Origin of the sequence: Agromyces allii (assembly GCF_009749385.1) — a bacterium.
In the GTDB taxonomy this organism is placed as follows: Bacteria; Actinomycetota; Actinomycetes; order Actinomycetales; family Microbacteriaceae; genus Agromyces; species Agromyces allii.
Map to the genome: position 1 here is coordinate 39,053 of NZ_WBIN01000010.1, position 20,506 is coordinate 59,558.

General features: G+C 70.4%; 20 protein-coding genes and 1 tRNA gene. 10 read left to right on the top strand and 11 right to left on the bottom strand.

The window, feature by feature from the left end; translation table 11 throughout:
- Window positions 1–113 precede the first annotated feature (113 nt).
- From GQR16_RS12910 to GQR16_RS12920, 3 genes are all read left to right on the top strand, one after another.
- A complete protein-coding gene (locus GQR16_RS12910; RefSeq protein WP_157415565.1) occupies window positions 114–1,478 on the top strand; it encodes an NAD-dependent succinate-semialdehyde dehydrogenase in 1,365 nt (454 codons plus the stop codon).
- A 95-nt stretch (window positions 1,479–1,573) separates the two neighbouring features.
- Window positions 1,574–2,275, top strand: a complete 702-nt coding sequence (locus tag GQR16_RS12915) for an HAD family hydrolase (protein ID WP_157415566.1) — start codon at window positions 1,574–1,576, stop codon at window positions 2,273–2,275.
- A 115-nt stretch (window positions 2,276–2,390) separates the two neighbouring features.
- A complete protein-coding gene (locus GQR16_RS12920; protein WP_157415567.1) occupies window positions 2,391–3,914 on the top strand; it encodes an APC family permease in 1,524 nt (507 codons plus the stop codon).
- Window positions 3,915–4,003: 89 nt separating this feature from the next.
- On the opposite strand, the gene GQR16_RS12925 is transcribed toward GQR16_RS12920, so the two are convergent.
- A complete protein-coding gene (locus GQR16_RS12925) occupies window positions 4,004–4,369 on the bottom strand; it encodes an iron chaperone (protein ID WP_157415568.1) in 366 nt (121 codons plus the stop codon).
- A gap of 149 nt (window positions 4,370–4,518) precedes the next feature.
- On the opposite strand from GQR16_RS12925, the gene GQR16_RS12930 reads away from it, so the two are divergent.
- Window positions 4,519–4,791 (top strand): acylphosphatase, encoded by a 273-nt coding sequence (locus GQR16_RS12930; protein ID WP_157415569.1) that lies wholly within the window; start codon window positions 4,519–4,521, stop codon window positions 4,789–4,791.
- Between the two features lie 147 nt (window positions 4,792–4,938).
- Here the strand turns inward: GQR16_RS12930 and rplA are convergent, their stop codons facing one another.
- The 6 genes from rplA to GQR16_RS12960 all read right to left on the bottom strand — a co-directional run bounded on the left by rplA (window position 4,939) and on the right by GQR16_RS12960 (window position 10,897).
- Window positions 4,939–5,628 (bottom strand): 50S ribosomal protein L1, encoded by a 690-nt coding sequence (gene rplA / locus GQR16_RS12935; RefSeq protein ID WP_157415570.1) that lies wholly within the window; start codon window positions 5,626–5,628, stop codon window positions 4,939–4,941.
- A 133-nt stretch (window positions 5,629–5,761) separates the two neighbouring features.
- The gene (gene rplK / locus GQR16_RS12940) at window positions 5,762–6,190 is read right to left on the bottom strand and encodes a 50S ribosomal protein L11 (RefSeq protein ID WP_067872872.1); all 429 of its coding nucleotides are present in this window, start codon (window positions 6,188–6,190) and stop codon (window positions 5,762–5,764) included.
- A gap of 153 nt (window positions 6,191–6,343) precedes the next feature.
- Complete coding sequence (nusG, locus tag GQR16_RS12945; protein ID WP_157415571.1) at window positions 6,344–7,273, bottom strand: transcription termination/antitermination protein NusG; 930 nt, start codon at window positions 7,271–7,273, stop codon at window positions 6,344–6,346.
- A 62-nt stretch (window positions 7,274–7,335) separates the two neighbouring features.
- Window positions 7,336–7,611, bottom strand: coding sequence for a preprotein translocase subunit SecE (gene secE, locus GQR16_RS12950; RefSeq protein WP_116082187.1), 276 nt, complete (start codon window positions 7,609–7,611; stop codon window positions 7,336–7,338).
- Window positions 7,612–7,651: 40 nt separating this feature from the next.
- Window positions 7,652–7,724 (bottom strand) — tRNA-Trp (locus tag GQR16_RS12955).
- Between the two features lie 110 nt (window positions 7,725–7,834).
- Complete coding sequence (locus GQR16_RS12960) at window positions 7,835–10,897, bottom strand: hypothetical protein (protein ID WP_246200817.1); 3,063 nt, start codon at window positions 10,895–10,897, stop codon at window positions 7,835–7,837.
- 161 nt (window positions 10,898–11,058) lie between these two features.
- Between GQR16_RS12960 and dgt the strand changes: the two genes are divergently transcribed.
- The 3 genes from dgt to GQR16_RS12975 all read left to right on the top strand — a co-directional run bounded on the left by dgt (window position 11,059) and on the right by GQR16_RS12975 (window position 15,476).
- Window positions 11,059–12,576, top strand: a complete 1,518-nt coding sequence (dgt, locus tag GQR16_RS12965; protein ID WP_157415572.1) for a dGTP triphosphohydrolase — start codon at window positions 11,059–11,061, stop codon at window positions 12,574–12,576.
- Between the two features lie 166 nt (window positions 12,577–12,742).
- Complete coding sequence (locus GQR16_RS12970) at window positions 12,743–14,146, top strand: MFS transporter (RefSeq protein WP_157415720.1); 1,404 nt, start codon at window positions 12,743–12,745, stop codon at window positions 14,144–14,146.
- A gap of 103 nt (window positions 14,147–14,249) precedes the next feature.
- Complete coding sequence (locus GQR16_RS12975) at window positions 14,250–15,476, top strand: pyridoxal phosphate-dependent aminotransferase (RefSeq protein ID WP_157415573.1); 1,227 nt, start codon at window positions 14,250–14,252, stop codon at window positions 15,474–15,476.
- Window positions 15,477–15,591: 115 nt separating this feature from the next.
- On the opposite strand, the gene GQR16_RS12980 is transcribed toward GQR16_RS12975, so the two are convergent.
- Window positions 15,592–15,765, bottom strand: a complete 174-nt coding sequence (locus GQR16_RS12980) for a CsbD family protein (RefSeq protein WP_157415574.1) — start codon at window positions 15,763–15,765, stop codon at window positions 15,592–15,594.
- Window positions 15,766–15,909: 144 nt separating this feature from the next.
- A complete protein-coding gene (locus tag GQR16_RS12985) occupies window positions 15,910–16,815 on the bottom strand; it encodes a LysR family transcriptional regulator ArgP (protein WP_157415575.1) in 906 nt (301 codons plus the stop codon).
- Window positions 16,816–16,886: 71 nt separating this feature from the next.
- Here GQR16_RS12985 and GQR16_RS12990 point away from each other — a divergent pair, with 71 nt between their 5' ends.
- Window positions 16,887–17,669, top strand: a complete 783-nt coding sequence (locus GQR16_RS12990; protein ID WP_157415576.1) for a LysE/ArgO family amino acid transporter — start codon at window positions 16,887–16,889, stop codon at window positions 17,667–17,669.
- Between the two features lie 148 nt (window positions 17,670–17,817).
- Here the strand turns inward: GQR16_RS12990 and GQR16_RS12995 are convergent, their stop codons facing one another.
- Complete coding sequence (locus tag GQR16_RS12995; protein WP_157415577.1) at window positions 17,818–18,165, bottom strand: YciI family protein; 348 nt, start codon at window positions 18,163–18,165, stop codon at window positions 17,818–17,820.
- Window positions 18,166–18,169: 4 nt separating this feature from the next.
- The gene (locus GQR16_RS13000; protein WP_157415721.1) at window positions 18,170–18,511 is read right to left on the bottom strand and encodes a YciI family protein; all 342 of its coding nucleotides are present in this window, start codon (window positions 18,509–18,511) and stop codon (window positions 18,170–18,172) included.
- Between the two features lie 176 nt (window positions 18,512–18,687).
- On the opposite strand from GQR16_RS13000, the gene GQR16_RS13005 reads away from it, so the two are divergent.
- A complete protein-coding gene (locus GQR16_RS13005) occupies window positions 18,688–19,029 on the top strand; it encodes a YciI family protein (RefSeq protein WP_157415578.1) in 342 nt (113 codons plus the stop codon).
- A gap of 7 nt (window positions 19,030–19,036) precedes the next feature.
- Window positions 19,037–20,479 carry an RNA polymerase sigma factor gene (locus GQR16_RS13010; protein WP_157415579.1) on the top strand — a complete coding sequence of 481 codons (1,443 nt, stop codon included), beginning with the start codon at window positions 19,037–19,039 and terminating at the stop codon, window positions 20,477–20,479.
- Window positions 20,480–20,506: the final 27 nt, after the last annotated feature.

Consider the following 20,506-nt stretch of genomic DNA (forward strand, 5'->3'; position numbering starts at 1 on the left):
GCCCGCCCGCGGCATCCGGGTCGAATCAAATCATCCGTTGATATATCTTTGATTCGAGCGTATGCACCGAGGCAGACGAAGCTCTGCGTGTGCACCCGAAAAGGAGAAACCCCATGAGCTATGCCGTGATCAATCCCGCCACCGGTGAGACGGTCGAGTCCTTCGACACGATCACCGAAGACGCACTGCAGGCCGCCATCGCGAAGGCGACCGAGACGCACCGCACCTGGTCGAAGAACACGACCGTGGCCGAGCGCGCCGCCCTCGTCCGCCGCGTCGCCGAACTGCACAACGAGCGCGCTCAGGAGCTCGGCGAGATCATCGTCCGCGAGATGGGCAAGCCCATCGAGCAGGCCGTCGGCGAGGTCGAGTTCGCCGCCGCCATCTACGAGTACTACGCCGACCACGCCGAGTCGCTGCTCGCCGACGAGAAGATCGACCTCCTCGCAGGCGAGGGTTCGGCCCTCATCCGCCGCTCGTCGCTCGGCCCGCTGCTCGGCATCATGCCGTGGAACTTCCCGTACTACCAGGTGGCCCGGTTCGCCGGCCCGAACCTCATCATCGGCAACACGATCCTGCTCAAGCACGCCGAGCAGTGCCCCGCGTCGGCCGCCGCGATGGAGCAGATCTTCCTCGACGCCGGGTTCCCCGAGGGCGCCTACATCAACGTCTACACGTCGCACGCGCAGATCGAGACGATCATCGCCGACCCGCGCGTGCAGGGCGTCTCGCTCACGGGCTCCGAGCGCGCCGGCGCCGCGGTCGCCGAGATCGCCGGTCGCCACCTGAAGAAGGTCGTGCTCGAGCTCGGCGGCTCCGACCCCTTCATCCTGCTCTCCACCGACGACCTCGACGCCACCGTCGAGTCGGCCGTCTTCGCCCGCGTCGACAACAACGGCCAGGCGTGCAACGCGGCCAAGCGCTTCATCGTCGTCGAAGACCTCTACCAGCCGTTCCTCGACAAGTTCACGGCCGCGATGAACGCCGTCGCCGAGGGCGACCCGGCCAAGGAGGGCACCGCCCTCGGCCCGCTCTCCTCCGCGAAGGCCGCCGACGGCCTGGCCGACCAGGTCGAGCGCGCCGTCGCGCAGGGCGCCACGCTGCACTCCGGCGGCACCCGCAACGGCAACTACTACTCGGCGACGATCCTCACCGACGTCAAGCCCGGCTCCGACGCGTTCCACGAGGAGTTCTTCGGCCCCGTCGCGCAGGTCTTCAAGGTCGCCGACGAAGACGCCGCCATCGAACTCGCGAACGACACCCCGTTCGGCCTCGGCTCCTACGTGTTCACGACCGACGACGAGCAGGCCCTGCGCGTGGCCGACAAGATCGAGGCCGGCATGGTCTTCGTCAACGTCGTCGGGGCCGACGGCGCCGAGCTGCCCTTCGGCGGCATCAAGCGCTCCGGCTCGGGCCGCGAGCTCGGCCGCTTCGGCGCCGACGAGTTCGTCAACAAGAAGATGATCCGCATCGGCTGATCTCCGATTCGCATCTCGCACGACCGGATGCCCCGGGGCCGACGCCCCGGGGCATCCGTCGTCTCGCGCGACATCCGCCGGGTAGCGTCGATGGAGTGACTCCCGTGCAGCGCTTCCAGGCCGTGCTCTTCGACTGCGACGGCGTGCTCGTCGACTCGGAGGTCATCACGAACGGCGTGCTGCGCGGCATGCTGCACGAGCTCGGCTGGCCGATCAGTCGCGAGGAGTGCGTCGAGCGCTTCATCGGCCGGGCCCTGACCGACGAGTTCGACGTCATCGAGGAGCACACGGGCGTGCGGCCCGACCGGGCCTGGCTGCTCGAGTTCCGCGACCGCCGCAATCGCGCCCTCGCGGTCGAGCTCGAGCCGATCCCTGGTGCCGTCGCCGCGGTCGCGGCCGTCGCCGCGGCGTTCGACGGGCGCATCGCCTGCGCCTCGGGCGCCGACCGGGCGAAGATCGAGCTGCAGCTGGCGAAGATCGGGCTGGCCGACGCCTTCGGCGAGCACGTGTACAGCGGCATGGAGACCGCCCGCAGCAAGCCCGCGCCCGACGTCTACCTCGCGGCCGCCGCGGGCCTCGGCGTGGACCCCCGCGAATGCGCCGTCGTCGAGGACACCGTCGCCGGCGTGACGGCCGGCGTGGCCGCCGGGGCGACCGTCTTCGGCTTCGCACCCGGTGGGCCGGCCGCGACCGCCCCCGCAGCCCTGCTCGGGGCCGGTGCATCGCGCGTGTTCGCCGACATGTCGGAGCTTCCCGACCTCCTCGGATCGGGTCGCCCGCGGCATCCGCGAACTTAATCATCCCAACCTATAGTTTTACGACCGGAAGTATGGCTATGCTGGCGCAACCACGATGAGGTGGTCGCGGCGAGGGGGTGTCGACGGCACCTCTTGACGACCCCGAAAGGCGCATATGTCCGTCGAACCAGCCAAGCCGACCGACCTCGGCGACGGCGATCACCTCGAAGTCCTCGGCTATCAGGACTCGTTCAATCGCTCGATGAGCCTGTGGGCGAACTTCGCCCTCGGCTTCACCTACCTCTCCCCCCTGGTGGGCGTCTACTCGCTCTTCGCGGTCGCCCTCTCGATCGGCGGCCCGCCCTCGATCTGGTGGATCGTGATCGTCGGCGCCGGGCAGCTGCTCGTCTCGCTCGTGTTCGGCGAGGTCGTCTCGCAGTACCCGATCCACGGCGGCATCTACCCGTGGGCCCGCCGCCTGTGGGGTCGGCGCTACGCGTGGATGGCCGCATGGGTCTACATCTGGGCCATGATCGTCACGATCACCGCCGTGGCCGGTTACGGATCGGGCTTCGTCGCGAGCCTCATCGGCATCACCTCGACCCCCGAGTCGACGCTCGCGATCACGCTCGGCCTGCTCGTGATAGCCCTGATCTTCAACTTCACGGGCACGAAGACCCTCGCCCGCGTCGCGCAGATCGGCCTCGCGGCCGAGCTCATCGGCGTCATCGGCGTCGGCCTCTACCTGCTGATCTTCCAGCGCAAGCAGGAGTTCAGCGTCTTCTTCGACACCATGAACGTGCAGGGCGACGGCTCGTACGCGACCGCGTTCATCGGTTCGGCCATCGCCGGCCTCTTCCTCTTCTACGGCTTCGAGGCCTGCGGGGATGTCGCGGAAGAGGTCGAGAACCCCGGTCGCCGAATCCCCAAGGCGATGATCCTGACGATCCTCGTGGGCGGCGTCTCGGCGCTGTTCTCGTTCGGCGGCTACGTGCTCGCAGCGCCCGACCTCGCGTCGATCGTCTCCGGTGAAGACGCGGACCCGATTCCGGGCATCCTCGAGGCCACGCTCGGCACGGTCGGCGCCAAGATCTTCCTCGTCGTCGCCGTGCTCGCGTTCATCTCGTGCGTACTGAGCCTGCAGGCCGCCGCCAGCCGCCTGCTCTACAGCTTCGCGCGCGACGGCATGATCCCGGGCCACCGCTGGCTCGCGAAGGTCAGCCCGAACACGAAGGTGCCGCGCAACGCGCTCATCGTCGCGTGCACCGTGCCCGCGATCATCACGGTGTTCATCTACGTGAACCCCGCGATCACGCTGCCCGTCACCGCGTTCGCCGTGCTCGGCATCTACATCGCGTTCCAGATGGTCGTGCTCGGCGCCCTCCGTCAGCGCCTGCGCGGCTGGAAGCCCGCCGGCACGTTCTCGCTCGGTGCCGCGGGCATCGTGGTCAACGTGCTCGCCCTCGCCTACGGCCTGTTCGCGATCTGGCTGCTCGCCACGCCCGGCTCCTCCGGCGACGTCGTGGCCGACTACGCGGTCTGGATCGGACTCGGCGTCGTGCTCGTCTCGGGCCTCGCGTACCTGTTCATCGCGCGCCCCGACCGCAAGTCCGACGCCCCCGCGGGCGATGCGATCGAGGTCGCCGAGCGCCTGACCGCGCGTCGCGCCGAGACCGCGTCGATGGCGAAGGTCGACTGACCCGCCTCACCGCGCCCGAACCGGGCTCGCCGAGCAGAGCGAGCGGATGCCGCCCCGGAACGTCTCGGGGCGGCATCCGTCGTCTGATCTCAGCGCTTCTTGCGGTCGAGCTGAGCGTCGATCTCACCGCGACGCGTCTCGAAGATGAGGTGCAGCAGCTCGTCGGGGATCTGGTGCTGCGCCGTGAACTTCAGGGCGCCCTGCGACCAGTCGAATCCGTCGAGCTGCTCGCTGAGCGCGGGCAGCACCTTGCCGCTGAACGGGTAGAGGCCGAGGTGCGACTTCGCCTCGAGCGCGGCGACGAAGCCCTTGCCCCGATAGAGCAGCGCGGGCATGCCGTAGCTCTCGCCCTCGGTGAGGTCGGGTGTCGCCTCGCGCGCGACGGCGTACACGCGTGAGAGCGCGGCCCGATTGCCGGCAGCCGCGCGCTCGAGATGCGCGTCGATGATCCCCATGGCGGAATCCTGCCACCGGCGCCCCGCTTCGGCCAGCAGGTTTCGGCAACTTCGGTCCATCGGGCCCGCGAACTGGGGACACGGAGCGCCCCGGCGACGCCCTCGGAACCAGCTCCGGCCCGCTGATCGCCGCCGGGTAGGGTGGGCGGATGATCCGTCGCCACGTCATCGTCTCGGGGCTCGTGCAGGGCGTCGGCTACCGCTATCTCGCGCGCAAGCACGCGCAACGGCTCGAGGTCACGGGCTGGGTGCGCAACCTCGCCGACGGCACGGTCGAGGTCGCCGCGCAGGGCGCGGAGCCCGCCGTGCTCGAACTGCTGCGCCGACTCGAACAGGGGCCACCCGACTCGCAGGTGTCGGGCATCGCCGTGACCGACCTCGAGCTGCGCGACGACGACGAGGGCTTCAGCATCGTGCGCTGAGCCGGCCGCGCAAGCTGGGGGCGAATGGCACTGGACGGATGCCGCGACACGGCGCCCGGGTACGCGAAAGGGCCCACCGGCGAACCGGTGGGCCCTCGCGTTCGTCATGCGACGCGTTGCCGCGTCAGACGGAGGAGTCTGCGCGAATCAGATCGCGTTGACGTCGAGCGGGATGCCGGGGCCGAACGTGGTCGACACGGCGCCCTTCTGGATGTAGCGGCCCTTGGCGCTGGACGGCTTGAGACGGACGACCTCTTCGAGGGCGGCCTTCACGTTCTCGTCGAGCTGCTCAGCGGTGAACGAGGCCTTGCCGACGACGAAGTGCACGTTGGCGTGCTTGTCGACGCGGAACTCGATCTTGCCGCCCTTGATGTCGGAGACGGCCTGGCCGACGTTCGGGGTCACGGTGCCGGTCTTGGGGTTCGGCATGAGACCACGCGGGCCGAGGACCTTGCCGAGACGACCGACCTGGCCCATGAGCTCGGGGGTCGAGACGGCGGAGTCGAACGAGGTGTAACCCGCAGCGACCTTCTCGATGAGCTCGGCGCCGCCGACCTCGTCTGCACCGGCTGCGATGGCTGCCTCGGCGGCGGGGCCGGTCGCGAACACGATGACGCGAGCGGTCTTGCCGGTGCCGTGGGGCAGGATGACGGTGCCGCGCACCATCTGGTCGGCCTTACGGGGGTCGACGCCGAGCTTCAGCGCGACCTCGACGGTCGAGTCGAACTTCGCCGAACCGGTCTCCTTCGCGAGCGCGACGGCGTCGGTCGGGGTGTAGAAGGTGTCGGCCTTGATCTTCTCGGCCGCGGCCCGGTAGGCCTTGGACTTCTGTGCCATGTTGGTTCTCCTTGGAGAGAGTGTGGTCATCGCGCCTGGCGGGCGCTGCCACGAGTGAAATTCTGAAGTGACGGATGCCGCGGCATCCCGTGCCGACCTGCGTCGCTGAGCGACGCGTCGATCGGCGAGGCGATTACTCGACCGTGATGCCCATCGAGCGGGCGGTGCCGGCGATGATCTTCGACGCGGCGTCGAGGTCGTTGGCGTTGAGGTCGACCATCTTCGACTCGGCGATCTCGCGCACCTGCGCCTGGGTCAGCTTGCCGACCTTGGTGGTGTGCGGGACGCCCGAACCCTTTGCGACGCCGGCAGCCTTCTTGATGAGCTCTGCGGCGGGCGGGGTCTTCAGGATGAAGGTGAAGGAGCGGTCCTCGTAGACGGTGATCTCAACGGGGATGACGTTGCCGCGCTGCGACTCGGTCTGCGCGTTGTACGCCTTGCAGAACTCCATGATGTTGACGCCGTGCTGACCCAGCGCCGGGCCGATGGGCGGGGCGGGGTTGGCGGCGCCGGCCTTGATCTGAAGCTTGATCAGACCAGTGACCTTCTTCTTCGGTGCCATGATTTCTCTCTTTCTGTTCGAACGCCCAAGTCCTGGGCACTCTCCCGCTCGACCGGCGGTTCCGGAGGGCGGTGGATCGTGGTGCTCACGCAGCACAACCCTCCGAGTATACCCGGAGGGTCGCTGCGTGCAGCCTGTGAGGTTGTGAGCTCGCTAGAGCTTGGTGACCTGGTCGAAGCTGAGCTCGACCGGGGTCTCGCGCTCGAAGAGCGACACGAGCACCGTGAGCTTGCCGCTCTCGGGCTTGATCTCGCTGATCGTGCCGGGCAGGCCCGCGAACGAGCCGTCCTTGATCGTGATGGTCTCGCCGATCTCGAAGTCGACCTCGGCCTGGATGGCGCGTGCCGCGCCGGTGGCCTGGCCGCCCTTCGCACCCTTGACGGGGGCGACGTCCTTGATCTCGACGAGGCTCTTCAGCATGCCGAAGGCCTCTTCGAAGCGCAGCGGTGCCGGGTTGTGGGCGTTGCCCACGAAGCCGGTGACGCCGGGAGTGTGGCGGATGACCGACCAGCTCTCCTCGTTCAGGTCCATGCGCACGAGCACGTAGCCGGGGATGCGCACGCGGGTGACCATCTTGCGCTGGCCGTTCTTGATCTCGACGACGTCTTCCATCGGGACTTCGACCTGGTAGATGTAGTCGGCCATGGCCATCGACTCGCGGCGCTGTTCGATGTTCGCCTTCACGCGGCGCTCGAAGCCCGCGTAGGAGTGGATGACGAACCACTTGCCCGGGAGGAAGCGCAGTTCGTTGCGGAACTCCTCGTAGGGGTCGTGCTCGGGCTCTTCGCTCTCTTCGATGACGGCCTCGAGTGCGGCGTCGGCCTCTTCGACCGAGTCGATGTCGAGCGCGTCGTCGACGACGGCGTCGGCCTCGGGGTCGTTCGCCTCGGCGATGGCGTCGAGCACGGCATCGAGGTCGACGTCGTTTCCTTCGTCGTCGACGAGGTGGACGGCACGCTGCTCGGCGGGCTCGACCGACTGCTCGTCGTGCTCGAGCGAGTTGCCCTCCTGGGCCTCGTCGTCTTCGGCCGACTGCTCTGCGGCCGTGGCCCAGTCGACGTCGTCGCGCTCAGTCTTTGCCAATTTCTCGATTCCTTTTCTTGCGTGCGCCCTGCGACGCGCGGTTCTTCAGGACGAGTGGCTGATCAGGCCCCTGTCGACCCGAAGACGTACAGCACTACCCATCCGAACACCGAGTCGAGTGCCCAGACGAGCGCCATCATGATGACGACGAACACGAGCACGACCACGGTGAAGCTGAAGAGTTCCTTGCGGGTCGGAGTGACGACCTTCTTCAACTCGGCGATGACCTGCCGGATGAACAGCGCGATCCGCGCGAAGGGGTTTCGCCGCGATGCGCGCTCGCGCTTCGCGTTGGCGACGACATCCTCGCTGGGTTCGTCGATGATCTTCCGGGCCACCTCGTACACCTTTCGTGGGCCGGCAATCACTGCCGGCTCGCAGGGCGGACAGGACTCGAACCTGCAACCTGCGGTTTTGGAGACCGCTGCTCTACCAATTGAGCCACCGCCCTTCGGAGACGGAGTCTCCGAGGATCACACCTTGTGACCGGCTTACCCTACTCGAAGTCCGAGGGAATTCGAGCATGGGGAAGCTTGGTCGTCGTGCGCAACCTCAGCAAGTTTAGGTGACGGATGCCCCACCGCCAAACCGGTGCTCTCTTCGGCCTCGCCAGGGTGCCGAGAGCGCCGCTCCGAGCACCACGACGACGAGGCCCGCGAGCATCGCCCACCACGCGGCATCCGTCGGGATGTCGAGGTAGACGGTGATGCCGAGGATGCGCGACAGGCCCCACGGCAGCAGCGCCATCTGGTCGTTCCACGCCGTGAGCGCGGCCTCGAGTCCGATGGCGGCGACGAGCCCGGCGACCGCCGCGATCGCCGCGCCGCACGCGGTCGTCACGACGCCGATCGCGCGCCGGGCGCCGGCGGACTGCGCGAGCGCCCACGCCGCCGCGACGATGACCCATGCGAACAGCGCGAACGCCACGGTCGAGTAGGCCGAGCGTGCGACGGGCTCCGTCCAGAACCCGAACCAGTAGCCGCCGGGCCCGGTGGGCGCGAGCGCGAACGAGAGCAGGGCGACGCGCAGCAGCACGGCTCCGGCGACGGATGCCGCGACGGAGGCGAAGGCGGCGCGCCCGCCGATCGCGCGGGCGAGGAGCAGCGCCACCGCCCCGAACACGAGCCACGCTCCGAGCGTCGCCACGAGGTGCGCGGGCGCCGCGAACCAGGTGAGGATGCACCGGCTCAGCACCAGCGCGGCGGCCGGGACCGCGACGAGCAGCACGCGCTCGGCGCGGCCCAGTGCGGCCGTCGCCTCCGCGGCCCGCCACGGCCGGGTGCCCGCGACCCACATCGCTCGCGCGAGGCGCGCGCCCCACCAGCGGGAGACGCGCTGCGAGCGCGCGGCGATGCCGTAGGCGATCCAGAGCAGCGTCAGGGCGAGCATCGCGACCGCCATCCACGCCATCGCCTGATCGCGGTCGGCCCGCTCCAGCCCGAGCTGCGCGGCCGTGAGGTTGTAGGCCGGGCGGTACGGGTCGCCGGCGTAGTCGCGCTCGTGCGCGGCCGACGACTCGAGGAACGCGGCTCTCGCCGTCTGCCATGCGCCGTAGGCGGCGGCATCCTTCGTGTCGTGCCACTCGGCCTTGTGCAGCACCATGGCCCGGTAGTCGGCGAGCATCGCGAGCGTGCTGCGCTCGTACGCGAGCGACGCGACGAACGCATCGCGCAGCGCGGCGTCCTTCCACGTGGCGGCGTCGGTGCCGTCGATGAGCGCGTGCATGCGCTCGACCGCCTCGAGCGCCCTGGGGCCTCCGGCGATCGCCTCGTCGAGGTCGTCGCGGGCGATCGCGTAGATGACGTCGAGCGCGGCGCTGTCGCCGGTCGGGATGTCCCACTCGAAGATCCACATCATGGGCGGCGGTTCGAGGCCGATCGCCTCGACGCGGTGCTCGGCGTACGGGCCGATGTAGAGCCCGTCGGTGATCGCCTCGCGCGAGTCGGTCATGGCCTCGGTGATCGCCCGGACGGTGGCCGCGTCATCCGAGAACCATCGCCTGGCCCAGTCGGCGGTGACGGATGCCGCATCCAGCGACGGATCGCGGGCGAGGCGCACGGCCAGCTCGGTGTTCAGCTCTGCGAGCTGCCAGAAGCCCGCCTTCAGCTCGAGCGAGAGCGGACCGGCCCGCCACGGGCCGCCGTCCTGCGTCCACGTCCAGATGCCCTCGATGTTCGGGTTCGCCGCGAGCAGCTGCTGCAGGGCCTGGGAGTACAGGTCGCCGAGGTCGTTCGGCCACGCGCCGAAGTTCTCGAACTCGCGCCGGCTCTGGAACTCGATGATGCGGCGCTGGTCGCCGACCTCGAGCGTGTCGTTGAACGGGAGGTGGCTGTAGAAGTCGCCGAGCGAGTACTTCGTCGAGACGATGAGCCGGTCGGAGTCGATGCCCTCGAACACGGCGCGGTACGAGTCCGGGTTCGTGTGCAGGTCGCCGACGGCGCCGACGCCGACCGTCCACGTGCGGAAGATCACCTCGCGGTCCGCCTGCTCGGCCTGGTCGAGCAGGGTCGTGAGCATGGCCTGCACGGCGTCGACGGTGGTCACGGCGAGCGCCGACCGGTAGTCCCAGTCGGGCAGGTCATAGACCTGACCGGCCTCGCCGATGCGGATCAGCACGCCGTCGATCGCGGGCATCTCGCGGTACAGCTCGTCGAGGCCGGCGGCGTAGACCTGCCAGAACTCGGGGTTCTCGGTGTCGAGACCCCCGAAGCGCTCGGTGAGGTACGCCTCGAGTGGCGTCGTGATCACGAGCATGTCGGTGCGCAGGAACACCTGCAGGCCGGCATCCTTCGCCTCCTGCCACATGGGTCCGAAGGCATCGCGCATGGCGAGGGCGCGCGCCACGTGCTCGTCGCCCGGCTCGTAGACCTCGGTGCCGTCGCCGACATCCGAGAAGGTCAGGTACTCGAGCAGGCCGGGCACGGCGATCGCCGTGTATCCCTCGGCGAGCAGGTGCGCCACGTAGGCCTCGAAGTCCACGCGGGCGATCGCGAGCGCGTCCTGGTCGATGTACGGCGCATCCGGCAGGATGACGTCCTCGAACGCCTTCGAGTTGTGCGAGTAGTCGTCGCCGGCCGCCCAGGCGGCCTCGTCGACCGTCACGCCGACCGCGCCGAGGTCGGCCATGCGGAACCCGAGCTCCGACTCGACGCGCTCGCCGAGGTGCTCGGCCGTCGAGCGGCCGTCGCGCACGGCCTGCGCGAGGTCGTAGACGCCCCGCACGGCGCCCGTCTCGCTCGCGGCGACGACGCGCAGTGCGTCGGGCGTGCCGTCGAGCGTGTACGCCTCGTCGGCCGGGTCGCCGTCGCCCGCCGAGACCGACAGCGTCGCCGTGCCGTCGGTGGTCGCGGCATCGGCCACCGCGGCCTCGAGCTCGCCGACGGCCGCATCCAGCCTCGGCGAACCCGGTGCGTCGATGCGCGTGAACGACGGCGGCGGCACGCTCGCCGCCGCGGGTGCCGCCTCGAGCGTCTCGACCGGGATGTCGGCCGCCTCGGTGCGGATGCCGAGCGCATCGGTCAGCACGAAGGCGATGCCCGCGCCGAGCGCGAGCAGGATCAGGGCGGCGACCACGGCGAGCGCGGGCCGAGCGGGGCGCGTCATCGCGCCGGGGTGCTTCGTCACGCGCGGAGCATACCCCGAAGTGGGTCGCGTGACCCACTCGTGATGTCCGCACCCGACGGGCGCCGCCCCGCACCACCCGTAGATTGGGAGCGACGCCGAGGCGCGACATCCGCCCCTCAGCGCCACCGAACCGAAGCGCGACCGAACCGAATGGGGGCTCGATGATCGTCGAACGCGGAACCCGGCTCGTGACCGAGCCCAGCACGAGCGTGCAGGTCACGGGCGAGCACTCGCAGTTCCGGCTCGACCTCGAGCGCATCCGGTTCTCGCCGTACTTCTCGCGGCTCTCCGCGGTGACGCAGGTCATCGCGCAGCCGGGCGCCGGGCCGCTCATCCACAACCGGCTCACGCACTCCATCAAGGTCACCGCGGTCGCCCGCGCCATCGCGGTCGGGCTCTCGGATGCCGCATCGCCCGCCCGTGCGCTCGCACTCGAGCACGGCTGCGACGCCGTCGCCGTGCAGGCGGCCGCGAGTGCGCACGATCTCGGACACCCGCCGTTCGGGCACCTCGGCGAGCACGTGCTCGACCGGCTCGCCCGCGAGACCCTCGGGCTCTCCGACGGCTTCGAGGGCAATGCGCAGACCTACCGCATCATGGCGACGCTGGATGTCTCGGCGAACGCCCCGCACGGCCTGAACCTCACCGCCGCGGTGCGGGCGGCCGTCGCGAAGTACCCCTGGACGCGCTTCGTCGACGCCGCCTCCCTGCCGAGCGGCCCGCTGCCGCGCGGCATGCGTCGCGTCTCCGGCGGCGTCGAGGTCGCCAAGTTCTCGGCGTACGACCTCGACTCGGCCGACCTGTTCTCGGCGCGCACGGGCCTGCCGCCGCTGCAGCAGTCGCTCGAGTGCTCGATCATGGACATCGCCGACGACATCGCGTACTCGATCCACGACGTCGACGACTTCTACCGCGCCGGCCTGCTGAGCCAGGGCCAGGTCGCGCGCGAGTTCCGCGGCTTCATCGAGAACGGCGCCCAGCTGCGCGAGCTCGACGCCGATGCGATCACCGCGCGCTCGGCCCCGCCCGGCGCGGCGCTCGAGAACCTGCGGCGCAAGCTGCACCGCTCCGACGCATGGATCGCCTCCGACGAGGCGTTCCGCGAGGCCGTCGACGTCGTCGCCGACGACCTCGTCGACGGGCTGCTCGCCATCCCGTTCGACGGGTCGATCGCCTCGGAGCGTTCGCTCTCGTCGTTCACCAACCGCTGGATCAGCCACCTGCAGACCTCGGTCGTGCCCGCTCCCGCCGACGAGATCCGCACGGGCTTCGTGACGCTCGACCGGCTGGCCTGGCACGAGGTCGAGGTGCTGAAGTTCGTGCACCGGCACTTCATCCTCGATCGCGCCGACATCGCCATGTACCAGCGCGGCCTCAGCCGGGTGCTGACGCGCGCGGTCAAGGGCCTCACCGCGTGGATCACCGACGACATCGACCGCCACCGCGTGCCCCAGCGGCTGCGCGAGCTCGTCGACCTCGCCACCGAGGGCTACGGGCTGCTGCGGGTCGCCAAGCCCGAGGGCGTTCCGATCCCGGACGCCGGCGACGTGCACCGCCTCGGCGTCGGCCGCGGCGTGATCGACTACGTCGCCTCCCTCAGCGACGACCAGGCGCTCGCCGTGTCGGAGGCGATCGACGGCCGCCCCGACCGACTGTGGGACATCGGGCAGAGCCTGTAGCACCGGCATCCGCTCACCGCCGGCTGGGCCGGCCCCACCGCGCGTCATGACCGCCTGTCAACCCCCGGACAGGCCTTCCTCGCGCGGCTAACGTCGCCCGTGACGGAGGGGACCGACGATGACGACGACCACGCTGAAGACGATCGAGACGAAGATCCCGGCGCGCATGGACCGGTTGCCGTGGGCCAAGTGGCACTGGCTCGTGGTGCTCGGGCTCGGCACCGTGTGGATCCTCGACGGACTCGAGGTCACGATCGTCGGCGCGCTCGGAAGCCGGCTGACCGAGCCCGACAGCGGACTCGGACTGACTACGGCCCAGGTCGGACTCGCGGCGGGCATCTACGTCGCCGGCGCCTGCGTCGGATCGCTCGTGTTCGGGTACCTCACCGACCGCTTCGGCCGCAAGAAGCTGTTCATCATCACCCTCGGGCTGTACCTGCTCGCCACCGTCGCGACCGCGTTCTCGTTCACGCCGATGTGGTTCTTCGTGTGCCGGTTCCTCACGGGCGCCGGCATCGGCGGCGAGTACGCGGCGATCAACTCGGCCATCGACGAGCTGATCCCGGCCAGGCGTCGCGGCGCGGTCGACCTCGCGATCAACGGCTCGTACTGGCTCGGCACGGCCTTCGGCGCGGTGCTCACGGTGTTCCTGCTGAACCCCGCGCTCTTCGCCCCCGAGGTCGGCTGGCGCCTCGCGTTCGGCCTGGGCGCGGTGCTCGGCCTCGTGATCCTGCTCGTGCGTCGCAACGTGCCCGAGTCGCCGCGCTGGATGTTCATCCACGGGCGCGACGAGGACGCCGAGAAGCTCGTCGGCGAGATCGAGCACACGATCGAGGAGGAGACCGGGACCCCACTCGACCCGGTCGGCGACGATCAGGCGATCCGCATCAGGCAGCGCAAGAGCACCGGATTCATCCAGATCGCGAAGACCGCCGTGACCGAGTACCCGAAGCGCTTCGTGCTGGGGCTGTCGCTCTTCATCGGCCAGGCCTTCCTCTACAACGCCGTCTTCTTCACCTACGCACTCGTGCTCACGAAGCTGCTCGGCGTGCCCGACGACATCGCACCCTGGTCGCTCGTGCCCATCGCGATCGGCAACTTCCTGGGGCCGCTGCTGCTCGGCCGCTTCTTCGACAGCATCGGCCGCCGGGTCATGATCTCGACGTCGTACATCGGCTCGGGCGTGCTGCTCGCGATCACCGCCGCGCTGTTCGCGGGAGGGGTGCTCGATGCGTTCTGGCTGACCGCGTGCTGGGTCGTCGTGTTCTTCTTCGCTTCGGCCGGCGCGTCGAGCGCCTACCTGACGGTGAGCGAGATCTTCCCGCTCGAGACCCGGGCGATGTCGATCGCGTTCTTCTACGCGCTCGGCACGGGGCTCGGCGGCATCATCGGCCCGATCCTCTTCGGGCAGCTCATCGAGGACGGGATCCCGGCCATCGCGATCGGCTACTGCATCGGCGCGGGCCTCATGATCGCCGCGGGCCTCGTCGAGGTGTTCCTCGGGGTGGACGCCGAGCGCAAGCCCCTCGAGGAGATCGCGCAGCCGCTCTCGGCGCGCGACGCCGACTGAGCGGCCTCGCGGCGCGCACCTCCCGGACATGCGGTACGGAACCGCTGCGGATGTCGGTCGGCCCGACGGCCTGCGCGCGGCATCCGCTCGGTAGACTTCACGGGTGACCGAGAAGCCGCGCCTGTCGTCCCGTATCGCCGCCATCGCCGAGTCCGCGACCCTCAAGGTCGACGCGAAGGCGAAGGCCCTGCAGGCCGAGGGCCGCCCGGTCATCTCGTATGCCGCGGGCGAACCCGACTTCGCGACGCCCGAGCACATCGTCGAGGCGGCGCTCGCGGCCGTGCACGACCCCAAGAACTACCGCTACACGCCCGCGCCCGGCCTGCCCGAGCTGCGAGAGGCGATCGCCGCGAAGACGCTGCGCGACTCGGGCCTCGAGGTCTCCCCCGGCCAGGTCGTCGTCACGAACGGCGGCAAGCAGGCGGTCTACCAGGCGTTCCAGGTGCTGCTCGACGCGGGCGACGAGGTGCTCGTTCCGACCCCCTACTGGACCACCTACCCCGAGGCGATCAAGCTCGCCGGCGGCGTGCAGGTCGACGTGTTCGCGGGCTCCGAGCAGGGCTACCTCGTCACGGTCGAGCAGCTCGAGGCCGCGCGCACCGAGCGCACGAAGGTGCTGCTGTTCGTGTCGCCGTCGAACCCGACCGGTGCGGTGTACTCGCCCGAGCAGACCCGGGCCATCGGCGAGTGGGCGCTCGAGCACGGCATCTGGGTCGTCTCAGACGAGATCTACCAGAATCTGACGTACGCGCCCATCGACGGCGACCCCGATGCCGCCGCTCCGCGCGCCCTGTCGATCGTCGAGGCCGTGCCCGGTCTCGCGAACCAGACGATCCTCGTCAACGGCGTCGCCAAGACGTACGCCATGACCGGCTGGCGCCTCGGCTGGATGGTCGGCCCCGCCGACGTCATCAAGGGCGCCGCGAACCTGCAGTCCCACCTCACGTCGAACGTGTCGAACGTGTCGCAGCGCGCCGCGATCGCCGCGCTGAACGGCCCGCAGGACGCGGTCGAGGAGATGCGCCGCGCGTTCGACCGCCGTCGCCGCCTCATCGTGTCGGAGCTGTCGAAGATCGACGGGCTCACGGTGCCGGTGCCCGAGGGCGCCTTCTACGTGTATCCGGATGTCTCGGGGCTGCTGAACCGCGAATGGGCGGGCGTCACCCCGACGAACTCGCTCGAGCTCGCCGACCTGATCCTCGACAAGGCCGAGGTCGCCGCGGTTCCGGGCGAGGCATTCGGCCCCAGCGGATTCCTGCGCTTCAGCTACGCGCTGGGCGACGCCCCGCTCCTCGAGGGCGTGCAGCGCCTCCAGCGCCTCTTCAGCTGACGCGCCCGCGGTTCGACGAGCCGTCCGGACGCACGAGAACGCCCGCACTCCCCGGTGTGCGGGCGTTCTCGTTTCTTCTTCGGCCGCGTCATCGCCGCCGACGGAGCGTGGGGGGTCAGTGCTTGAAGGCGTCCTTGACGTCTTCAGCAGCGTTCTTCAGGTCGGCCTTGGCCTGATCGGCCTTGCCCTCGGCGACCTTCGCGTCGTCTCCGGTCAGCTTGCCCTGGGCCTCTTTGGCCTTGCCCCCGAGGTCTTCGGCGGTGTTCTTGATGCGGTCGTCGATTCCCATGATGAACTCCTTCTCGAGCGCCGCGGTCTGCCGTGCTCGAGAACCAGTCAACTCGTCGGCACGTCGTGCGACTAGGGGTTGAGTTCCCAGCAAGGATCGCCTAACGAGCGCGGCTCAGCCGCCGGCCCTGGCGCAGTCGCGGCGTCAGCGCAGGGCCGTCGACGCCTCGGCGGCGAGCGCGTCGGCGACGGCGTCGAGCAGCGGCGAGCGCAGGTTCCACTGCTGCCAGTGCAACGGCACGTCGACGGGCGGCCCGCCGAGCGGCACGAGGGTTCCGACGGCGAGCTCCTCGGCCGACTGGAACCCCGGCAGCAGCCCCCATCCGAGGCCGAGCTTGATCGCGGTCGCGAAGTCCGCGGACGCCGGCACGAAGTGGCGGGGCGTCGATACCGGGTCGACGCCGCGGGCGGCGAGGTACTGCCGCTGCAGGTCGTCACGGCGGTCGAACTCCACGATGGGTGCGACCGCGAACGACTCCGCACATTCGGGCAGGCCCCAGCGCGCGGCGAAGGCGGGGGTGGCCACGGCCTCGTAGCGCATGGTTCCGAGCGGCCGCACGAGACATCCGGCGACCGGATCGGCCTGCGACGTGACGGCGCCCATGACCGTGCCCGACTCGAGCAGGCCGGCCGTGAAGTCCTGGTCGTCGCGGTGCAGGTCGAAGACGACCGGATGACGGTTGGCCACGCGTGCGAGCGCCGGCAGGAACCACGTGGCGAGCGAGTCGGCGTTCACGGCGAGCGGCAGCGTGACGGGCCGGGCCGGGCCCCCGTCGCGGTCGTCGCCGCCGCCGTCGAGGCCGAACGCGGCCAGCGTGTCGTGCTCGAGCAGCGCGAGCTGGCGCGCCAACCGCACGACGGCGGCGCCCGCCTCGGTTGCCCGCGCGGGCTTGCTGCGCACGACGAGCACGCGGCCGAGCTGCTGCTCGAGCGCCTTGATGCGCTGCGACACCGCCGACGGGGTGAGCCGCAGGCGGCGGGCGGCCGCGTCGAACGTGCCCTCGTCGATGACGACGGCGAGCGTGCGGGCGAGGTCGGTCGGAATCTCCATCTGAAGCAACGCTAATGCTTCTGAAGGAACCTGAGCTGGATTGATGCTCGATTGCCGCCTAGCGTCGAAGCGTGTCCTTCTCCGCCCTGCTCGCCGGCCTCGGCCTCGGCCTCTCGCTCATCGTCGCCATCGGCGCGCAGAACCTCTTCGTGCTGCGCCAGGGCATCCGCCGCGAGCACGTCTTCGCCGTCGCCGCGATCTGCGCGCTGAGCGACCTCACGCTCATCCTGCTCGGCGTCTCGGGCGTCGGCGCGGTGCTGCAGGCGGTGCCGTGGCTCGTCGAGGCCGTGCGCTGGGCGGGGGCGGCGTTCCTGATCGTCTACGGGCTGCTCGCGGCGAAGCGCGCGATCCGCCCGAGCGGCGACGCACTCGTCGCGGGCGAGGGCGGCGACGGAAGCGACGGCAGCAGCGGGGGCACGGGCAGTGGGGCGGATGCCGCGGGCGGCCCGGGTACGGACGGCTCGGGTCGGGACACCTCGGCCTCCGTTCCCGGCCCGGCCGCGGCATCCGTCACCCCCACGATCGAACGCACCCGCACGACGAGCCCCGCGCGTGCCGGGAGCACGACGCTCACGGCCGCCGTGCTCACGTGCCTCGCGCTCACCTGGCTGAACCCGCACGTGTACCTCGACACGGTGTTCCTGCTCGGCTCGATCGCGAACACGCACGGCGACGGACGCTGGGCGTTCGCCGCCGGCGCCGGCCTCGCGAGCATCGTCTGGTTCTTCGGGCTGGCCTACGGCTCGAGGCTGCTCGGCGGGGTGCTCGCGAGCCCTCGCGCCTGGCGCGTGCTCGACGGCGTGATCGCGGTCGTCATGATCGGGCTCGGCGTGATGCTCGTGCTGCCGCACTGAGCCCGGCAGCACTGAGCCCGGCCGCACTGGGCACGGCCGGGCTCAGCCCGACTGCCGACTCGACGGGAGGGGCTCGGCGTGACGGGAGGTTGTTCCCGCAGAGCGGGTCCTCCGCTCGCGCCGAACTCCTCCCGTCGCGCGTCGCCGGCTACCGCTCGAAGCCCTCGCTGAGCGGCCATGCCTTGCGCAGCTCGATGCGGCCGAACCGCGCCATCGGATGCTTCGCGGCGATCTCGATCGCCTCGTCGAGGTCGCGGACCTCGAGCACGTCGAAGCCGGCGATCCACTCCTTCGACTCGGTGAACGGGCCGTCGGTCACGTACGGCCGGTCGTCGCGGAAGCGCACGGTCTTCGCGAACTCCGGCGGGCGCAACCGGTCCCCCGCGACCCAGACGCCGCGTTCGTCGACCTCGGCGCCCCATTCGGCGATGTTGTCCTCGGCGGCGACGTAGGGCTCGGCGTCATCGTCGTGCAGCACGAGCATCAGGAACTCCACGGTCTCACTCCTCGCCGTTCAGCGGCCAGAACGGCCGGATCTCGAGCGCCCCGTGCCGGGCGAGCTCGTCGCCCTTCGCGAGCTCGATCGCGTGGTCGAGATCGTCGACCTCGAGGATGTCGTATCCCGCGATCCACTCCTTCGACTCGGTGAACGGGCCGTCGGTGACGATCGTCTCGCCGCCCCGAACCCGCACGGTGACCGCCTCGTCGGCCGGCCGCAACCGCATCGCCCGCTTCAGAACCCCCTGCTCCGCCCTCAGCCGATCCCACTCGGCCACGGCCTCCTCGTCGACCGGCCCGACATCCACTGCGGGGTCGGCGACCACGAACATCATGATCTCCATCACGTCACTTCCTTCGTTGTCCTTGCTCATGCCCTTGCGACGAACGGGGGCCGATCGGATCGACATCGGCAGCGACATCCGTTCGATCGGATCTGCGGATGTCGAAGCGCATGTCGATTCATCCTGTCGCCGTTCGTCGCCTGGGCATACCGTGAACATCGAACCGAGGAGAGCAGATGCGCTACGTCATGTTCGTCGCCACCGACACCGAGCCCGACCGCTCCGGCGACGAGGGCATCCCCGTCGACCAGTGGGTCGACGAGAACGACGCCCGCGGCACGCGCATCGAGGGGCAGCGGCTGCAGCATGTGCGCGACGCCACCCTCGTGCGCGTCCGCGACGGCGAGACGATCGTCACCGACGGCCCGTTCACCGAGTCCAAGGAGTGGATCGCCGGGTTCGACATCCTGGAGTGCCCCGACCTCGACGAGGCCATTGAGATCGCGTCGCGGCATCCGATGGCCAGGGGCGGGCGCATCGAGCTGCGGCCGTTCTGGAACGGCGAGGAAGACGAATGAGCGACGGATGACGCGGGCACGGCCCGAATCGTCGTCGACGGATGCCGGGGGCCGGCGCCCGTCGCCCGCGGCACCCGCCGCGCGCGGTGACGCGCCCGCTGCCGCCCGGGACGCGGCCCGCGACGCCGTCGACCGCATCTACCGCGAGGAGTGGACGCGCATCGTCGCGACGCTGATCCGGTCGACGCGCGACTGGGACCTCGCCGAGGATGCCGCGGCCGACGCGTTCGTGCGCGCGGCCGAGCGCTGGCCGGTCGAGGGCGTGCCCGACAATCCGGGTGCCTGGCTCACGACCGTCGCCCGCAACCGCGCGCTCGACGTGCTGCGGCGCCGCGGCGTCGAGGTCGACAAGGTCAAGGAGTGGATGGTGATGGACGAGATGCGGGGGCCCGGCGCCCCGACCGATCCGGCCGACCTCGCCGCGGCGTCGATCTCGGCCGCGAGCGACATCGACGACCGGCTTCGGCTGATCTTCACCTGCGCGCATCCGGCGCTGCCGATCGAGGCTCGGGTCGCGCTGACGCTCCGCGCCGTCGGCGGGCTCGAGACGCCCGAGATCGCGCGGGCGTTCCTCGTGCCAGAGGCGACCATGGCGCAGCGCCTCGTGCGGGCCAAGCGCAAGATCCGCAACGCGGGCATCCCCTACCGGGTGCCCGAGGGCGACGAGCTGCGGCGCCGGCTCTCGGGCGTGCTCGCGGTGCTGATGCTCGTGCACAACGAGGGCTACCTCGCGAGTTCGGGCGACAGACTGCTGCGACTCGACCTCCAGGAGGAGGCCATCCGGCTCGCGCGTCTCGTCGCTGGGCTCATGCCCGACGAGCCCGAGGCTGCCGGACTGCTCGCGCTCCTCCTGCTGCAGCACGCGCGCTCGGCGGCCCGCGTCGATGCTGCCGGCGACCTCGTGCCGCTCGATGCACAGGACCGCACGACCTGGAACGCGGCCGAGATCGCCGAGGGGCTCGCCGTGCTCGACCGGCTCGACCACCTCGACCGGTTACGGGTAACCGGCGATGCCGGCATGGCGGATGCTGCGGCCGGCGCCGCGACCGGCCCGTACCGCCTGCAGGCCGAGATCCAGCGCGAGCATGCCAGGGCCGCGCGCGCCGACGACACCGACTGGGCCGCGATCGTGGGGCGCTACGACGCCCTGCTCGAGCTCACGCCGTCGCCCGTCATCGAACTCAACCGCGCCGTGGCGGTGGGCCTGGCCGGCCACCCGCAGGCGGGACTCGACGCACTCGACCGGCTCGCGGCATCCGGAGCCCTCGATCGCTACCACCTGCTGCCCGCAGCCCAGGCCGACCTGCTGCGCCGGCTCGGGCGAACGGATGCCGCGGCCGACCGAACGCGCCAGGCGATCGCCCTCGCGCCGACCGAGCCCGAACGCCGTTTCCTCGAACGTCGACTCGCCGAGCTGTCCTCCGGGCCGGCCCCGTCGGACGCGCGGTAGAGGACGCCTCGTCCGCGAACGCGCGCA

Coding starts and splice junctions, on each gene's coding strand:
- GQR16_RS13005 (WP_157415578.1), top strand. CDS start 18,688: ATGCGCTACGTCATGTTCGTCGCCACCGACACCGAGCCCGACCGCTCC.
- GQR16_RS12920 (WP_157415567.1), top strand. CDS start 2,391: ATGTCCGTCGAACCAGCCAAGCCGACCGACCTCGGCGACGGCGATCAC.
- rplK (WP_067872872.1), bottom strand. CDS start 6,190: ATGGCACCGAAGAAGAAGGTCACTGGTCTGATCAAGCTTCAGATCAAG.
- GQR16_RS13010 (WP_157415579.1), top strand. CDS start 19,037: ATGACGCGGGCACGGCCCGAATCGTCGTCGACGGATGCCGGGGGCCGG.
- GQR16_RS12985 (WP_157415575.1), bottom strand. CDS start 16,815: ATGGAGATTCCGACCGACCTCGCCCGCACGCTCGCCGTCGTCATCGAC.
- GQR16_RS12925 (WP_157415568.1), bottom strand. CDS start 4,369: ATGGGGATCATCGACGCGCATCTCGAGCGCGCGGCTGCCGGCAATCGG.
- rplA (WP_157415570.1), bottom strand. CDS start 5,628: ATGGCACAGAAGTCCAAGGCCTACCGGGCCGCGGCCGAGAAGATCAAG.
- GQR16_RS12930 (WP_157415569.1), top strand. CDS start 4,519: ATGATCCGTCGCCACGTCATCGTCTCGGGGCTCGTGCAGGGCGTCGGC.
- GQR16_RS13000 (WP_157415721.1), bottom strand. CDS start 18,511: ATGGAGATCATGATGTTCGTGGTCGCCGACCCCGCAGTGGATGTCGGG.
- GQR16_RS12910 (WP_157415565.1), top strand. CDS start 114: ATGAGCTATGCCGTGATCAATCCCGCCACCGGTGAGACGGTCGAGTCC.
- GQR16_RS12980 (WP_157415574.1), bottom strand. CDS start 15,765: ATGGGAATCGACGACCGCATCAAGAACACCGCCGAAGACCTCGGGGGC.
- dgt (WP_157415572.1), top strand. CDS start 11,059: ATGATCGTCGAACGCGGAACCCGGCTCGTGACCGAGCCCAGCACGAGC.
- GQR16_RS12970 (WP_157415720.1), top strand. CDS start 12,743: ATGGACCGGTTGCCGTGGGCCAAGTGGCACTGGCTCGTGGTGCTCGGG.